The organism is Mesoplasma syrphidae (assembly GCF_002843565.1).
Classification (GTDB): Bacteria; Bacillota_I; Bacilli_A; order Mycoplasmatales; family Mycoplasmataceae; genus Tullyiplasma; species Tullyiplasma syrphidae.
The window spans coordinates 579,915-597,029 of the sequence record NZ_CP025257.1; the positions used below are offsets into that span (position 1 = coordinate 579,915).

At 29.9% G+C, this 17,115-nt stretch carries 17 protein-coding genes; 1 reads left to right on the forward strand and 16 read right to left on the reverse strand.

Annotated features, from left to right (window positions below; translation table 4 throughout):
• Positions 1–16: 16 nt before the first annotated feature.
• From CXP39_RS02430 to CXP39_RS02500, 15 genes are all read right to left on the reverse strand, one after another.
• Positions 17–1,612, reverse strand: a complete 1,596-nt coding sequence (locus CXP39_RS02430) for a hypothetical protein (protein ID WP_027048006.1) — start codon at positions 1,610–1,612, stop codon at positions 17–19.
• Between the two features lie 16 nt (positions 1,613–1,628).
• A complete protein-coding gene (trmFO, locus tag CXP39_RS02435) occupies positions 1,629–2,942 on the reverse strand; it encodes a methylenetetrahydrofolate--tRNA-(uracil(54)-C(5))-methyltransferase (FADH(2)-oxidizing) TrmFO (protein ID WP_027048005.1) in 1,314 nt (437 codons plus the stop codon).
• 6 nt (positions 2,943–2,948) lie between these two features.
• Entirely contained in the window at positions 2,949–4,811 is a 1,863-nt protein-coding gene (locus CXP39_RS02440; protein WP_027048004.1) for an ABC transporter ATP-binding protein, read from the reverse strand.
• 26 nt (positions 4,812–4,837) lie between these two features.
• Entirely contained in the window at positions 4,838–6,700 is a 1,863-nt protein-coding gene (locus tag CXP39_RS02445; protein WP_051591866.1) for an ABC transporter ATP-binding protein, read from the reverse strand.
• 175 nt (positions 6,701–6,875) lie between these two features.
• On the reverse strand, positions 6,876–7,649 hold the full coding sequence (locus CXP39_RS02450) for a DNA-processing protein DprA (RefSeq protein WP_027048002.1): 774 nt from the start codon (positions 7,647–7,649) through the stop codon (positions 6,876–6,878).
• Positions 7,649–7,954, reverse strand: a complete 306-nt coding sequence (locus tag CXP39_RS02455; protein ID WP_027048001.1) for a single-stranded DNA-binding protein — start codon at positions 7,952–7,954, stop codon at positions 7,649–7,651. The genes CXP39_RS02450 and CXP39_RS02455 overlap by 1 nt, the downstream gene beginning before the upstream one ends.
• A gap of 132 nt (positions 7,955–8,086) precedes the next feature.
• Entirely contained in the window at positions 8,087–8,713 is a 627-nt protein-coding gene (locus tag CXP39_RS02460; RefSeq protein WP_027048000.1) for a ribonuclease HII, read from the reverse strand.
• Positions 8,707–9,651 (reverse strand): ribosome biogenesis GTPase YlqF, encoded by a 945-nt coding sequence (gene ylqF, locus CXP39_RS02465; RefSeq protein WP_027047999.1) that lies wholly within the window; start codon positions 9,649–9,651, stop codon positions 8,707–8,709. The genes CXP39_RS02460 and ylqF overlap by 7 nt, the downstream gene beginning before the upstream one ends.
• Positions 9,652–9,736: 85 nt before the next feature.
• Positions 9,737–10,165: a 50S ribosomal protein L19 gene (rplS, locus tag CXP39_RS02470; RefSeq protein WP_051591843.1), complete on the reverse strand. Its 429-nt coding sequence runs from the start codon at positions 10,163–10,165 to the stop codon at positions 9,737–9,739.
• A gap of 1 nt (position 10,166) precedes the next feature.
• Complete coding sequence (gene trmD, locus CXP39_RS02475; protein WP_027047998.1) at positions 10,167–10,895, reverse strand: tRNA (guanosine(37)-N1)-methyltransferase TrmD; 729 nt, start codon at positions 10,893–10,895, stop codon at positions 10,167–10,169.
• Complete coding sequence (locus tag CXP39_RS02480; RefSeq protein WP_036256202.1) at positions 10,895–11,398, reverse strand: ribosome maturation factor RimM; 504 nt, start codon at positions 11,396–11,398, stop codon at positions 10,895–10,897. The genes trmD and CXP39_RS02480 overlap by 1 nt, the downstream gene beginning before the upstream one ends.
• A gap of 79 nt (positions 11,399–11,477) precedes the next feature.
• On the reverse strand, positions 11,478–12,323 hold the full coding sequence (gene rpsP, locus CXP39_RS04100; RefSeq protein WP_425437672.1) for a 30S ribosomal protein S16: 846 nt from the start codon (positions 12,321–12,323) through the stop codon (positions 11,478–11,480).
• A gap of 94 nt (positions 12,324–12,417) precedes the next feature.
• The gene (locus CXP39_RS02490) at positions 12,418–12,885 is read right to left on the reverse strand and encodes a 23S rRNA (pseudouridine(1915)-N(3))-methyltransferase RlmH (RefSeq protein WP_027047996.1); all 468 of its coding nucleotides are present in this window, start codon (positions 12,883–12,885) and stop codon (positions 12,418–12,420) included.
• Entirely contained in the window at positions 12,885–14,225 is a 1,341-nt protein-coding gene (ffh, locus tag CXP39_RS02495) for a signal recognition particle protein (protein WP_027047995.1), read from the reverse strand. The genes CXP39_RS02490 and ffh overlap by 1 nt, the downstream gene beginning before the upstream one ends.
• 42 nt (positions 14,226–14,267) lie before the next feature.
• Complete coding sequence (locus CXP39_RS02500; protein ID WP_027047994.1) at positions 14,268–14,690, reverse strand: PH domain-containing protein; 423 nt, start codon at positions 14,688–14,690, stop codon at positions 14,268–14,270.
• 72 nt (positions 14,691–14,762) lie between these two features.
• Here CXP39_RS02500 and CXP39_RS02505 point away from each other — a divergent pair, with 72 nt between their 5' ends.
• Entirely contained in the window at positions 14,763–15,512 is a 750-nt protein-coding gene (locus tag CXP39_RS02505; RefSeq protein WP_051591842.1) for a class I SAM-dependent methyltransferase, read from the forward strand.
• Positions 15,513–15,519: 7 nt separating this feature from the next.
• Here the strand turns inward: CXP39_RS02505 and rny are convergent, their stop codons facing one another.
• Positions 15,520–17,031 carry a ribonuclease Y gene (gene rny / locus CXP39_RS02510; protein ID WP_036256199.1) on the reverse strand — a complete coding sequence of 504 codons (1,512 nt, stop codon included), beginning with the start codon at positions 17,029–17,031 and terminating at the stop codon, positions 15,520–15,522.
• Between the last annotated feature and the right edge of the window lie 84 nt (positions 17,032–17,115).

The following is a 17,115-nucleotide window of genomic DNA, read 5'->3' on the forward strand; positions in this document are numbered from 1 at the left end:
AAAGATTTAAAAAAAATTAATTTTTGAAATTTGCCAATTTATAGATTAAATAGAGCGAATCAATTACTAATTCTTTTTGTTTTAGAAATTCATATTGTTCAAGAAGGTTGCTAATTTTAGTTTCAATTATTTTAAATGTTTTAACATCAAAAACTGCCTTTTGTTTTTTATAAGGACCAAAAATGATAATATAATATTTAATCAAAATTTGTCACGAATATCCAAATTGACGAGCAGTTTTAGGCTCCATTGATAGCACTAGTGATAAAGTTCGAAGCATGATGCTCATTTCAGAATTTTTGTTTGCCAGTTCTTGAAATCTTTTGACTGGTGATATTAAATGTTCTAAATTTTTGATGTCCAAATTAATCATGTTATACTTTACATTTCCATAAACAAAATCATATGCTTCACTTTTGTTTTCTTTATAAAACTTTAGAGTATTGGCAATTGCCACCTTTTTATTATCAATTAAAAAATCTCCAATAATACCGTTATTTCTTTTTGTTCGGTAGACTAACTCTAAATAGGAAGTTGAGTATTTAACGTTGAACATAAATTCAATTAAATCTTCTACTTCAAAACGTAAAGTTTTATACTCCTTAACAGTTCTCAAATGTTGCAAAATTTGCTGAATATTTTGATCCTTATTTAAATAAGGTAACAAAAAATCTTTAACTTGAATTTTTGAAATATCCAAGGTATTTAATTCTACTTCCAAATCTTCTTGTTTTGTAGTTAACAGAACTGGTAAATAATTGTAAATCAATTCCAAAACTTCTTCCTCATTACCAAATGCCTCAATAGACTTAATATTTTCTTTTAGAAATATTGCCGTATACTTTGACAATTGGAACAAATACTTATAGCGCTCATTTAAAGTTAATTGCTTTCATTCTGTTTCTTTAAAGTTTATAATAAATCCAAAGAAATCATCCTCATGGTTAATTTTTTCTAACTCAGGTGAAATATACTCGTGTTCCTCATTAGTCAAATTTCTTCCATACAATAAAGCTTTATCAATATTTGCAGGTGTGTAAATTTTTTTGATTCGCTCAAACATTCCTTCGGGGTTTGTTACGTCACAAATTAGCATTGTTATTAAAAATGGATAGCTTAATCCATGAAATATTTGTCTTGACTGACTTGAATTTATATAGTTTATATCATATTCATGTTTAAATGCCAAGGTTGTTAGAATAGTAAATTTAGCATTTGGAATGTCTACAAAAGTTTTTTTGCTATAAAAGGAATTTTCATTAATATAAGGAATAACAATTTTTTCAATAGTCTCAGACAGAAATAGACGATCATTTTCAGTAATATTAGAGTACTTACTAACTTGAGTTTTATTTTGATATGCAAACATATGTAAAATTTTATAGTTATCAATAATATACTGCGAAAGATCTTTAATTTTTTCAGATTGAATCAGTGAAATTGCTTCTCCCTTTACCAGTTGGTACTGAAAAATTCCATAATAAGTTACATTAAAAATTTCATTTACTCGAGTTTTCAAATCCAAACTATTTTTTTTGTAAATTGGGTTTGAAGTGCTTCTAGCTAATTCGTTAAAATAAACTCAAAATATAGAATCATGGCGGTTTAACATTTGATCTCCTTATAATTTAAATTTTACTGATAAAATCTTTCATTGCGGCCAACGCTCTATTAGAATATGCTTCTTTTTTGGCATTCTTTCCACTTCGTTTATCAATATCAATTTCTTCAATAATTCCTCAATTAGCTTTCATTGGTTGAAAATTAGTAGTTGAAGCTTTATTAATGTAATTTATTAAAGAACCTGTCACTGTAGTTGTTGGTGGAACAATCATATCTTGTTTTTTCAAATATTTATCAATGTTAATTGCAGCAATAATTCCAGTGACAGTTGATTCAACGTATCCTTCGACTCCAGTAATTTGTCCAGCAAAGAAAATATTAGGATCAGTTTTTAACTGTAAAAAATTGTTCAATACTTTAGGGGAGTTAATAAAGTTATTTTTGTGCATAACTCCATATCTTACAAAATTGGCACTTTCCAATCCCGGAATTAAGCTAAAAACTCGTTTTTGCTCAGCCCATTTTAAATTTGTTTGAAATCCCACAATATTATATAAACTATCTTTGGCATCGTCTTGACGTAGTTGAACAACAGCATAATTAGTTGTCCCATCCAAATTACGTAAGCCTTGAGGTTTCATTGGTCCAAACAATAAAGTTTTTTCTCCTCTTTTGGCCATGCCTTCAACTGGCATACAACCCTCAAAATATTTAAAGGAATCTTCGCCTTCTAAATGTCCAATTGCAAGTTCAGCACTAATAAGTTCATTATAAAAATGCTCATATTGGCTTTTTGTCATTGGGCAATTTATGTAGTCTTCAGTATCACCTTTCTCATAGCGATTTTTTTTAAATGCAATATTCATATTGATTGAATCTTTTGTAATAATTGGTGCTACAGCATCATAAAAATAAAAATCATCTTTTCCAAGCAAATTATTTATTTGATTTTGCATGCTTTCAGTTGTCAAAGGTCCTGAGGCAACTAATGTTACAGTATTATGTTCAAACTCACTAACTTCCTGATCAATAATTTTTATTTTAGGATTAGTAGATATTGCATCAGTTACGTACTCAGAAAACTTTTCGCGATCAACTGCTAAAGAACCTCCTGCAGGAACTCTTGCAAATTCTGCTGCTTTTATAATTAAAGAATCTAACAAGCGCATTTCTTCTTTTAAGGTTCCCACCGCATTTAATAAATCATCGCTTCTCAATGAATTAGAGCAAACTAATTCGGCCAAGTTATTAGTAACCTGGACCGAATTTCTTTTTAAACGCTTAACTTCATATAGATTAACAAAATAGCCTTTTTTAGCTAATTGATATGCTGCTTCCGTTCCTGAAAGACCAGCGCCAATAATATTTATTTTTTTCATAGACACCTACTTCATTAGTCCAGCTTCATATAACTTTTTAAAGTGACCTTCAGTTTTAATTAATTCTTCAAAAGTTCCTGTCTGTACAATTCCTGTTCCATTTGCTCCAAGAACAATAATTTCATCAACATTCTTGATTGTTGATAAACGGTGAGCAATTGTAACACTTGTTTTTCCTAAAACTAATTCATTTAATTGAGCTTGAATTTCTTTTTCAACAATATTATCCAAAGCTGAAGTCGCTTCATCAAGAATAATTAAGTCAGGATTTTTTAAAAATACGCGGGCAATTACTAAGCGTTGTTTTTGACCCCCAGATAATAAGAATCCCCTTTGTCCAAGAATTGTTTCATAACCTTCTGGCAATGTTAAAATGAAATCATGTAATTTTGCTTTTTTACATGCCTCATAAATTTCTTCATTGGTTGCATCAAATTTTGCATATCGAATATTTTCATAAAAATCCCCAAAAAAGATTTGTGGTTCTTGCTCAACATATCCAACGTGACTTAAATAATTAGGTAAATTTAATTCTGTCATCTTATCTTTTTTATTGACAATAATTTCTCCCTGAATTGGATCATAAAATCTTAGTAATAATCTTGCAATTGTTGATTTTCCAGAGCCTGTTTCACCAACAAAGGCATATGAACGTCCTTTTTTAAAAGTAAAATTCATTGTTGGTAAAATAATTTTTTCTTTTTTCTTTGGATATGCGAATTGAAGATTAACAAATTGGATTTCTTCAATGGAATCAATTATTTTACCTTTTTCAAGATTTGGATCAATTTCTGGAATTGGTTCAGTTAGTTGTCCGATTCGATCGGCACTATTTGAGGCACGTGCTGCAGCACGCAATGTTGGAACTAACATAACAATTGCGACAACCATTTGTGAAAGCAAAGGCAATGCCAATGTCAAATCCTTTAAAAGTGTTTGATCACCGCTAATTGCTCTTAAAGCTGCGACAATAATAATCAAAGTTGATAAAAATGATGTTGTAATTGTAATTCATAAGTTAAGTAGTGCAGATAAACTAACAACAACATCACTAGAACGATTATATTTTTCATTCATTTTTTCCAAACGTTGGATTTCATATTCTTCCAAACCATTGGCTTTAATTAATGAAATATTTCCAATTCTATCAGTCATATCAGTATCAACATCACGCTTAATATCAAAAGCAATAATTAGCTTTCTTCTGAAAAAAACAAATATGATTGTTGCGATAATAATTACAAAAAGAATATATCCAACAGCAATTCCACTTATTAAGAACTGACCGTACAAAAATAAAATTGTAACTGATGCTACTAATCCTGTAATGCAATAAATAATGTTAGTTACAAATTGCTGAATTCCTAATGACAGACCCTGTGTATCCGCTACCAAACGAGTCATAATATTTCCCGACACATGATCGAAGAAAAATTCAACATCTTGATTGACTAGCGAAATTAAAATTTTGTTACGTTGCATAACTTCAATTTTTACTGAAAAAAGCCCAATAGTCACGTTAGTAAGGTATTCAGCTACTAACATAATTGACATAATAACTAATACTACATAAATTCAACTATATCAATACATTGTCATTCCCAAAAATATTCCAGTTTGCAATCCTTGAGTCATTGAATCAGAGTTGTTGGGTATCAATAACTTAATCATTTCTGAAGATGCTATTGGCAATAACGCTGCTAATAAAGCATCAAAAATAGTGATAAATACCATTGATAAAAATAGAAACATATTGTCTCTAGCAGCTTCATTCATAATTTTGACAAAACTTCCCATTTTTTTTCAAGTAAATTTTTTATCACTCTCGAACTTGAAAAGTGAATTTATCTTGTTTTTTTGTTTAGTCATAATATCTTCCCTTTCTAGTTTCGATTCTATAAATCATTTTTAGATTGACCAGCATCATATAATTTTTTGAAATGACCTGGTGTTGTTTTTAACTCTTCAAATGTTCCAATTTGAACAATCCCTTTTTGTGGTCCCAATACAATGATTTGATCAACATTCTTTATTGTTGAAAGACGGTGAGCAATCGAAATTGTCGTGCGACCTTTCATTAACTCGTCAAGTTTACCTTGAATTTCTTTTTCAACAATATTATCTAAGGCTGAAGTCGCTTCATCAAGAATTAAAATTTTTGGATCTTTTAAAAACATTCTCGCAATTACTAAGCGTTGTTTTTGTCCACCAGATAACATAAATCCACGCTCTCCAAGAATTGTATTATATCCTTCTGGTCAGCTCATAATTAATTCATGTAGTTCTGCCTTTTTACATGCCTTAACAACATCTTCATCAGTTGCCTCAAATCTAGAATACTTAACGTTATCATAAATATTACCTAATAATATCGATGGCTCTTGTTCAACATATCCTACGTGATTTAAATATGATGATAAATAAATATCTCTTAAATCAATATCGTTATTAATTAATACTTGTCCTCTAGTTGGGTCATAAAATCTTAATAATAGCTTAGAAATTGTTGATTTACCTGCTCCTGTTTCTCCAACAAATGCATAAGACTTTCCTTCTTTCAAAGTAAAATCAAAGTTTGGTAAAATAACTTTGTCGGGCTTTTCTGGATAACAAAAAGTAATATCTTTAAAATGAATATCTCCACTAATTTTTTCGATATGAATTCCTTGCTTATCTTCAAAGTGATTATTAAAACGTGTTTTTTCTTCTAATATTTCTTCAATACGCGTTGCCGCAGTTGCTGCTTGCATTAATCCAACAACTACTCTTAAAAGAGCCATTATTGGACCAATCATCATTCCAATTGCAATAATTAATGATGGTAAAATCAACTCTAAATACTCTGGCGAATCTTTATACAAAGTAGCCGCAATTACTATTAAAATAATTTGAATAGAATTGATTCCCAAAAATAAAATTGTCATCATTACTGATTGTGAATAAGTTAATTTTTTATAATTATCGTGATATTCCTTGTGCATTTCTACAAAACGCTCAGATTCATATTTTTCAGTTCCTGAAGCCTTAATTAATTTTACAGTGTTGATACGATCAATTACACTACCATTTGTTTTAGTAATTGACTTTCTTAAATTATATAATAGCTTTTTCAAAGGCACATAAGCCAATCCAAAAGATGAAAAAATAAGAACAAATAATCCAATTGCCACAAAAGTTAATGTAACATCAATTGTCGCTAAAGAAATAATTGAAAAAACCAAAGTTAATAAAGCTGTCAATGTTGTAACTGGAATAATTCCTGTTTGCTCACCTAAAATTTGCGTGTCAGAAATAACTTTTGTCAAAATTTCTCCAATTTTTTTATCTGAATAATATGACATATCCAATTCAACTAATTTTTTAGTAATATCATTTCGCAAATCAACTTCAATTTGTTTTCCTAACATTCCCGCAATTCATTGCGAACAATATGTAGACGCAGCCATTAATACTAAAAATCCTATTTGAATATAAACAACACTTTGTCATTTTAATCCTCATCATTTATCAAATGATTCCAAGCTCCCAAGTTCGTGCTTAACAGACATCATTAATTGCTCAATTATTTTAGGAGTAACTGCTGTTGACATTGCCACAATAATTACAGATACAAAAATTCCAATTGTTCATCACTTATTTCTAATCATGTATCTAAAAACAAGCTTATAAAATGATCCCTTTCCGGCTTTTTTAAATTTTTTTGAAGATTCAACAAATTCCCTTGCTGATTCCTCTTGTGGATTTAAAATTTTTTCCATATGGTCTTTTGGAGAAGAAGATCTTGTATATTTTTCATGATCTTTCGCATCTTCAATGTGATCTATTTCTGACATAATATTCTTCACCTATTTTCTATTTTAATGATTTTATCATTTTAAATACTTTTATGCTATAAACTAAAACAAATCCCAAAAAGGGATTTGCTTATTTTATCTATAGATCATTTAAAATATCATTTGCTGATTCAATAAGTTTTGCTCCCTGTTTAATTAGACCATTATTAATTTTATACTTTGAAAAAATTAATTCAGGAACTACAAAAATATCTTTGCCCTCAGACAAACCCAAATTAACAATTTTATTAATTTTAGTAGTTTCATTTGATTGAAAAATAACAAGGGCTTTGGCAATACCGACCATTAACCTGTATAAATACTCATCTTGTAAATTTGTTACATATACTTCATTTTCGCTTACTTCATATTCTGACAAAACTAAATAATCAAGACTATTAAGTTGGGTCATTAGTTCTAAATTATTTTCAATAAATAGGCTCAACTTTTCCTTAGTAACAATAATTACTCGACCCTTATTTTTAATGCATATTTTCAATGATGGCTTAGAGGTTTGCTTTGAAATATCTAGCAAAATAATTCTTTGTTCAGCTACAAGTTTAGAAACAATATATTCTATACTTTTTTTGCCATACTCATCTTGATTTTGAGAATCAGGACAGCCCAAAATTTGATGATAGTTATTAATTAGGGAAATGCTCCCTTTAAAGAATAGAACAAACGGTGGTTTGTGAGACTGTTTTAAATGACTTGGATATAGCGGACTTAAAATGGTTATGAATTGCGTCTTAAAAGAACTCGTCAATTCTAATAAGGCATCACTGTCAATTTTTTCTTTTCGTTCTAAAGCATCATATATTTGATCTCAGTCTCCGTTATACTTTAGTGAAAAATACAATAAAACATTATCCATTAATTTAAATGAATTATTCGATTTGCGACGATTTCATTGCCATAATGAGTGCTTTCAGAATTACCAAAAGATTGCACTCTGGCTTCAATTCCTACAATTGCCTGATCATGTAATGCATACTCATCTTTTACTGCAGTTGATCATGCTTTGATATTTATAAAATCCTCATTTTCACGACCGGTTTTGCTTTTAAATGGTTTCGGGACTTTCACAATAAATTTGTAAAGTTTTTTTGTACCATCTTTTGATGTATAAGCGACTTCTGCATCGCCTTCAATTTGACCGATAATATTTACTAAATTCATATTTCTCCTTTTTGCTCTTTGGCACAAAGTATTAGGCCTAATTTAAGAAAAAAGTTTTTAATCGAATGGCAATTTTAAAAATGAATATTGATACATTTTAAAAATATATAAAAGAACAATAAATATTTTTTTCTATTTATTCGTTAACATTATATTTTTGACTGGTTTATAAGACTTACGGTGAATTTCAGTAATTCCATATTTAGACAATTCTTCACAATGTTTTTTTGTACAATACCCCTTATGCTTATCAAAATTATATTGAAGATATATTTTTGCATATTTTCGCATGATTCGATCACGAGTGACTTTGGCAATAATTGATGCTGCTGCAATTGTTTGACTCAAATCATCGCCTTTTATCAATTGAATTGTTTGATAACTTGCTATGCTTATTTTTTCTCCGTCAATAAGACAGATATCTGGTTTAACTGCTAATTGTTGAATTGAATTTATCATACCCAATATGCTAGCATACTTTGGGTTTAGTTTATCGACTGCCTTTGCATCATAAATAGCAATTCGTCATTCAATTGCGACTTTAGTAATTTCCTCATACAAACTTTCTCGCAAATTTTCGGCAAGTTTTTTTGAGTCCCTTATTAAAGGATTTTTGTAATCCTTAGGTAAAATGACAGTTGCCACTACAATTGGTCCTGCCATTGCTCCCCTGCCAGCTTCGTCACTTCCCGCAATAGTTTCAACATCATAATTTTGACGAACATTTTCATCAAACAATATTCGAGAATAATCTATCATTGACTTGTTATATCTCCAGTATCATTTTTTTTAACTTTAATACTTTTTTCAATTTCTTCTGGAACTATTTCATTGGGCTTTTCAAAAGAAATTCTCCCGATTTCGCCATCGGCAAATTTTCTTATTAAAGTTGTCATTACTCGCTCAACGTCTGGCATATCTTCAGCCAAAAATCATTTACGCGATTTAGCAATCATTTCAAATAGTAAATAAGTATCCAAAACTTCTATTGGACGTTGTAGATGAGGACTAATTTTATATTCTTGTTCAATTAAATTTTCATAGTTATTAAAAACATAAGTCAAAATACGTCCAGCTACTCGCTCTTTTGGGTACACATCTTCTCTAATTGAGTTTATTGCGCATAGGTTTGTTGCTGTTGCTTCTGATTCTAATTTTGCTGGTAATACTCCTGGGGTGTCCATTAAAGTAATACGTTGATTTAAACCAATAGTTTGAATTCCACGTGTAACTCCAGGCTTATTTCCAACTTTAACATTTTTGTCTTTAATAACACGATTAATAAACGTTGACTTGCCTACATTTGGAACTCCAATAACTAAAGCATTGATTAGCGGATTTACCAATCCTCTTGCGCGATCTCGCTCTTGTTTTACTTTTGTAGTACGATCTATTGCTTGAATCAATTCTTTAACAATATTCCGATTTTTGTTATTTAACAACAAAACTTCATGGCCTTTTTGCTTAAAATACTCAATCCACTGATTAGTAATGTCAGGATCTGCCAAATCTCCTTTTGACATTACGTATAAAACTGGCTTACTTCTTAATAGTTTACGAAATGTAAAGTTTTGTGACGAATACGGTGCACGAGCATCGACTATTTCAATTACAAGATCTACAATAGGAATTCGCTTTTCAATTTCTTTTAATGCCTTATTCATATGGCCAGGAAATCAATTAAATTCTGCACCCATGCTTACACCTCTTCTTAACTTCTTAATTATAACTTTTTCAGTACCAAAAAACAAAAAAATGAACAAGAATGTTCATTTTCCAAAACTATTTAACAGCTTTTTTAGCAGCTTTTTTAGCTTCTTTTTTAGCTTCTGTTTCAGCTCTAGTTGGCATAATTTCTTTAATTCTTGCAGCTTTACCTGTAAGTTTTCTGATGTAGTAAATTCTGGCACGACGTACTCTACCACGTTTAATTAATGTTACACTATCAATAATTGGTGAATGCAATGGGAAAGTTCTTTCCACGAATACTCCGTTAGACATTTTTCTTACAACAACTGAATAGGAAATTCCTGATCCTTGAGTTTTAATTACTAAACCTTCAAATGATTGTATACGGAATTTTTCTCCCTCTTTAATTTTTACATCAACTTTAATTGTATCTCCAGAAGTAAAATCTGGTAAATCATTACGTAATTGATCATTTACAATATCGTATTTTGATTTCATTGTTTTTGTTGCTTTTGTAGCCATATTAATTTTCTCCTTTCGGTTTTAGTTTTTTTAATAGTTCTATCTGAACTTTGTTTAGTTTAGACTCATCAATTAAGTCTGGTCGTTTTTTTAATGTCACTAATAATTGCTGTTCATCACGATACTTTTGAATATTTGCATGATGACCGCTCAATAATACATCTGGAACAGTATCTCCACGAAAATCGTATGGTTTTGTATAAACTGGATAATCCAATAAATTATTTTCAAAACTTTCCTGCTCATGTGACTCCTGATTAATTACTTTTGGAATTAACCTTGTAATTGAATCTAAAATCACTAGAGCTGGTAATTCTCCACCAGTTAACACATAATCACCAATAGAAATTTCTTGATCTACATATTTTAAAACTCGCTCATCAAATCCCTCATAGTGACCACAAAGAATAATTATGTGATTATAATTTTTTGCATACTTTTTTGCATCTTGTTGTTTTCAAGGCCTTCCTTGTGGAGTTGTTAGGATTACAAAGGAAGTTGGTGTTCTAACAGATTCAATTGCTTTAACAACCGGATCAGCCATAATAACCATTCCTCTTCCACCACCATATTGATATTCATCAATTTGGTTATGCGCCAAAGTTGTAAAATTTCGTAAATCAATAACCTCTAAATCTATTAATTGACGTTCGGTCGCTTTTTTAATGATTGATTCACTAATATAGCTTTGAATAATTTGAGGAAATAATGTGATAATAGAATACTTCATTATTTTAATTCCTCCAAATTTTTTAAAACAATCACTTGTTTTTCATGATCAATTTTTTTAAAATAAACGTCGACTAATGGAACTCAAAATGCCTTTTGACTATTTAAGCTAATTTTAATAACATCATGTGCCCCATTATTAAATGCTTCTAAAATTTTTCCAATTTCTTCATTATAAATTACTTTATAAGAAGTCATCATTGGTTTATATTTAAAAACACGGTCTGATGTTAATGAATATATTTGCAATCCTTTAAATTTTATAACGTGATTAATTTCATTTAAGTCAACAAACTTCAGTAATAAAATTTCATTTTTAAATTCTACTTTCTCAATTTGTAATGGTTGAAGCGATTTTGAAATATTTTTCACAAATAACAACTTGATTGTTGATAACTCGTTAATAACTTCAATTTCTTTATTCAAGACTACTTTAACAAATCCTTTTGTTCCAAAAGTATTAACAATAGTACCGATACTTAATAAATCTTTTTCCAGGTTCATTATTATACCTCACTATCTAAATCGAGCTTTGGGTTTAAAGTTTCAAAGTCAATTTTAACCATTTATTATTTTGAAATTACTATTTGTTTAATTTAACAGATACTTGCTTCATGAATTTTACTAATTCCTGTTTTGTCATATCTCTTAAGTTTGAATCCTTAATTTTAATGTCTCTTGCGATTGCAATTGCACGCATTTTGTTAGCATGTTTTTGTAATTCACTTCTTGGCTCATCAATTGATTCTGAACCATCCAATTCAGCTCTTTCTTTTGTAGACATTTTTTTAACTTTTTCTACTTCTGCTTCTGTTTTTGCTTCTGATGCTGCAATTTCTTTAGCATATTTAACAGCTAACTCCTTAGCTGCTTTTTCTGCTTCTGCTTGTTCTTTAGCTTCTTTTTCTGCAAGAGCTTTTGCCTCTTCAGCTTCTTTTGCTTTTGCTACAGCGATTGCTTCAGCTACTTTTGCTGCTTCAATAGCTTTATTAGCTTCTACTGCTGCTTGTTGTGCTTCAGCTGTTTCTTTTACAACTTTAGCTTCAGCTGCTTTAACAGCTTTTTCTGCTTCTGCTTGCTTATCTGCCTTAACCACTACTTTTTTTGTAGCTGGTTTAGCGACTTTAGCTTTCTCTTCTTTTTTTACTTTTGGCTCTTTTCCAGATTTAGCAGCCAATTTTGCTTCATGTAATTCTTTCATTACACCTTCTTTTGAAAATAAATCTCTAACTGTATCAGTTGGTTGAGCTCCATTTTGTAACCATTTTAAGGCCAACTCTTTATCAATTTTTACTTCGTTTTTTAATGGATCAAATGTACCTACCAATTCGATATATTGTCCATTACGGTTAACACGAGAATCAGCAGCTACAATTCTGTAGAAAGGAGCTTGTTTTTTACCAATTCTTTTTAATCTTAATTTAACCATAGTATACCTCCTATATTTTCTTATTTTTTAAACCTTTATTATCATACACAAAAAAGCAAAAGGTGTCAAGTTATTTAACTTAACACCTTAAAAACTATTTATGATATTTTTCATTATTGATTATTTTCAATCCGCGATAAATTTGTTCTGCTAAAATAACTCTAAAGAGTTGATGCGGTAGCGTTACTGAACCCAAAGATATTTTTTGCGAATACTTGCTTAAAAATTTTTGCGAATAGCCATCACTTGGCCCAACAATAAATGCCATTTTTCCTGATTTGTAATTTTTATTATTGTCAATTATCTCAGCAAATTGTTCCGATGAAACTTGCTTTGATTTGACATCTAAAACAACAATTTCAAAATCACGAATTTTTTCCAGTTTATCAAATAAATGATTGGAGTTTATTTCAGAGTTTTTATTGTTTTCCCCAACAAATTCTTCTTTAAGCTCAATAATTTCTAAAGCTGCAAATTTGGAAATTCTTTTTGCATAATCATTAAAGGCTTCCAAAAAAAATTTTTTATCAAGTTTTCCAAAACAAAAAATTTTAATTTTCACTAAAATCCTCTTCCGCCAAAATTAGGCATTCTACCTTGTTTCATCATTTTTGTCATTTCCATAACTTGCTTTTTACCTTTTTCAAAGTTATTCACTAATTCATTAAATTCTTTTTCTGTACGACCAGATCCCCTGATAATACGATTTTTACGAGTTAGTGATTTTAATAGCTTAGGTTCACGACGTTCTTTCAAAGTCATTGAATCCATAATAATTGAAAATACTACCAATTTACGTTGAGCATCCTCAATTTGAGTTTCTGACAATTTACCAGCTCCAGGAATCATTTTCATAAGTCCACTCAATGACCCCATTTTAGCCATTTGTCCAAGTTGGTTACGTAAATCTTCTAAATCATATTGACCCATAAACATACGTTTCATAGTTTTTTGCATTGAACGCTCATCAATATTTTCAACAGCTTTTTCAAAAAGAGTTTCAATATCACCCATTCCCAAAATACGATCAGCCATACGCTTAGGATAAAATGGAGCTAAGGCGTTAATTCCTTCACCCTCACCAATAAATTTAATTGGTAGTTTTGTCATATATGAAATTGATAAAGTCGCACCTCCACGAGCATCTCCATCTAATTTAGTTACAACAACTCCTGATAATTTCAACAAACTATTAAATTCGTTTGTCACATTAATAATTTCTTGTCCAATCATCCCATCAACTACTAACAAAATTTCACTTGGCGAAGTTGACTTTCTTAACTCATTCAATTCGTTCATTAATTCTTTATCAATTTGCAAACGACCCGCAGTATCTAATAAGACTACATCATGACCATTATTTTCTGCAAATTCAATTGCTTGCTTGGCTGTTTTTAATGGCGACTGTTTTCCTTTTTCAAACACAGGAATATTGCTTTTTTGCCCCAATTCAATTAATTGATCAATTGCCCCCGGACGATAAATATCTAATCCAACCATCAATGGCTTTTTAGCATTTTTTTTCGATAACAAATATGCCAATTTATTAGTTGTTGTAGTTTTTCCGGACCCCTGTAATCCAACCATCATAATTACAGTTGGCTTTTTTGATAAGTTTAATGGAGCATTTTCTTTTCCCAAAACAGTAATTAATTCTTCATGAACTAATTTAACCATTTGCTGATGAGCCTTAACTCCTTCTTCAATATATCCACCCTCAGCTTTTTCTTTAATGTTAGCAATTAAAGCTTTAACAACATCAACGTTAACATCTGCTTCTAACAAAGCAAGTCTAATTTCTCTGAGTGTATCTTTAATATTGTCTGCGTGCAAAGTCGATTGTTTCATATTTTTTTCAATCGATTTTTTCATTCTTTTTGATAAAAAATCTCCAAATGCCATTTGTAATTCTCCTTTTAATATATTATTTATTAGTTCTTTTAATTATACCAAAAACTGGTCTAGTTTATTCGTTCAATTTTCAATAGCTTCAACTAATAAACGACCAAATTCATTAGCCTGTTTTAAACTAAGATAGTCCACTTTTATCAAAGATTTATTTTCAAAAATAAAAGTCAGCGCAGCAATCTTTCCAAAACTATCAAGTTTTAAATCATTAACTTCTTCTAAACCATACTGCTGAATAAAACTTCCCATTTCAGTTTCTTTTTGAATCATAATAATTCTTTGATCAGTTAACAATAGCAATCATGGTTCATTATCAATTGAGCCAACAATTAAATACAACATTTTTTCCAAATCAAATATCATGTTTAGAGCTCTAGTAAACTCTCTTTTTTCTATCAGTTCAAAGTTTGAACAATGATTAGAGATTAATTCTTTCTTAATCTGATCAATATTTTTCATTTAAATCACTTCCAATATTATTTTACTTGATTTTGTTTTAGATATAATCTTTTTATAGGTGGGATGTTTAAGATGGAAAAAAATTATTATGGTACTCTAAGTTCTCAAATTTATAATTTGACAAAGCCTCCCGGTACAAGTATTGATGGAGATATTGAATTTTATACCAATCAATTATTGCCAGTTGATGGCTTAATATTGGAAGCTGGAGTTGGGAATGGAAGAATGTTAATACCTCTTTTACGTAGAGGTATTAACATTATTGGTATAGATTTTTCTCAAGAAATGCTAGCGATTTGTCAGCAAAATTGTGAAAAGTATAACTGTAAAACGCAATTAGTTTTAGGCAATCTAAAAGATTTTGCGATTGCAAAAAAGTTTGAAGCTATTATTATGCCAAACGGAAGTTTGTGTTTGGTTGAAAGTCGTGAAGAAATGCTAGCCATTTTGCAAAATTTTAAAAACCACTTAACAAATTCTGGAAAACTTTATATTGATTTAATATATCCGACTTCTTATCAAAGTGGGCAAATGCATGAATATAGCTATCCAATTAGCAAGACCGAAAATATTTTACTTAAAAGTTATTCTAAAGAAATTGATTGATTAAAGCAAAAAACATATTCGCAAATAAACTATACTTTGTATAAAAATAATGAAATTGCATCTCAGGAAATTCAGCAATTTAATCTTAATTGATATGGAGTTGATGAGTTTAAGTCAATTTTAATGTCTGCAGGATATGAAACTATTGAGACTATTGTAAACTACAATAACAAACGAGTATTAAATTTAAAAACTGTTACTTTTATTGCAAAGTAACAGTTTTTTATTTTATTATATAAATTTCTCTTTTTTCACGAATAACGGTAATTGTAATTTCTCCAGGAACAATAACTGCTTTTAATACCCCTTCTTTAACTTTTTCAACAATTTGATAAAGTTCGGCATCACTAACTTGCATAGGATCTACAATTACTCGAATTTGACGACCCGATTGTAAAGCGTATGTTTGGTTAACACCTGGAATATCATTTCCAATTTTTTCAATTTCAGTCATCCTAGAAATAAATTCTGATATTGTATTGTTACGAGCTCCTGGTCGAGATGCTGAAATTGAATCAGCAATTGAAACAATAGCAGCAATTTCGCTATTCTTTGGAACATCCTCGTGATGTGATTCAATTGCATTAATGACGATTTCACTTTCACCATATTTTTTTGCAATTTTAACTCCAAGTAAAACATGACTTCCTTCTTCTTCAAAATCCACTGCTTTTCCAATATCATGAAGAAGGCCTGCTCTTATTGCTTCCTTAATATTTAGTTTCAATTCTGCAGCAATTGCTCCAGCAATTTTTGCTACTTCTAAAGAATGCATAAGCACACTTTGTCCATAACTTGTTCGATATTTTAAACGCCCAATTAACTTAACTAATTCAATATCCATATTAGAAATATTTAGTTCGCGAATTGTCTGATATCCTGTTTCAATAATTATATCTTCTAATTCAAGACGCTGTTTTTCAATCTCACTTTCGATTTTAACTGGCTGAATTCTTCCATCTGCAATTAATTTTTCCAGTGTTCGAGTAGCTATTTCGCGACGAATGGGATTGAATGAAGAAATAGTTACAACTCCAGGAGTTTCATCAACTAAAATATCAACTCCACCATATTGTTCAAAAGCTTTAATGTTACGACCATCTTTTCCAATAACACGGCCCTTCATTTCATCAGATGGAAGTTTTACAATGTTTGATGTTTTTTCATTTACAACATTTGTTGTATATTTTTCCATCGCCCCAATAATAATCTGATCCGAAATTGCCTTTGCCCTAGAATGTGCAACTAATTCTGCATTCTTTATAAAAGTACTCAATTCCTTAGATGATTTTTGCTCGACTTTTTTTAGCAATAAAGCTTTTGCTTCTTCTTTGCTCATTTCTGAAATTTGTTCTAATAAACTGATAATCTCTGAAATTCGTTTATCATACTCTTTTGCACGTTTTTCTAAGTCGTTTTCTTTTAATTCCAAGCGCTTTTCTTTTAACTCCAAGCGCTCACGATCTTTTTCAATTGCCGATAGCTGATTTTTAATTCGAGTTTTTTCATTTGCTATTTCCAAAAATTCAAATTCTTTTTCTTTTTCAAATGCTAATTTTATATCATTTATTTCTCGATAAGCACTACCAAGAATTTGTTTTCGTTCGATTTTTGCAACCTTGATAGCTTTTTCAATTTGATGTTTACGGCTTTTTGAAACCAACATTCAAATAATTAAGCTGGCTGCTCCAATTATTGCAATTGTTAAAATTGCAATAATAATTATTTGTACCATTTTAACTCCTTTGTTAAAAAAGCGTGGATACATGTTTTACCATGCATATACTATTATAGTCTTTATCAAAATAAAAACCAAACA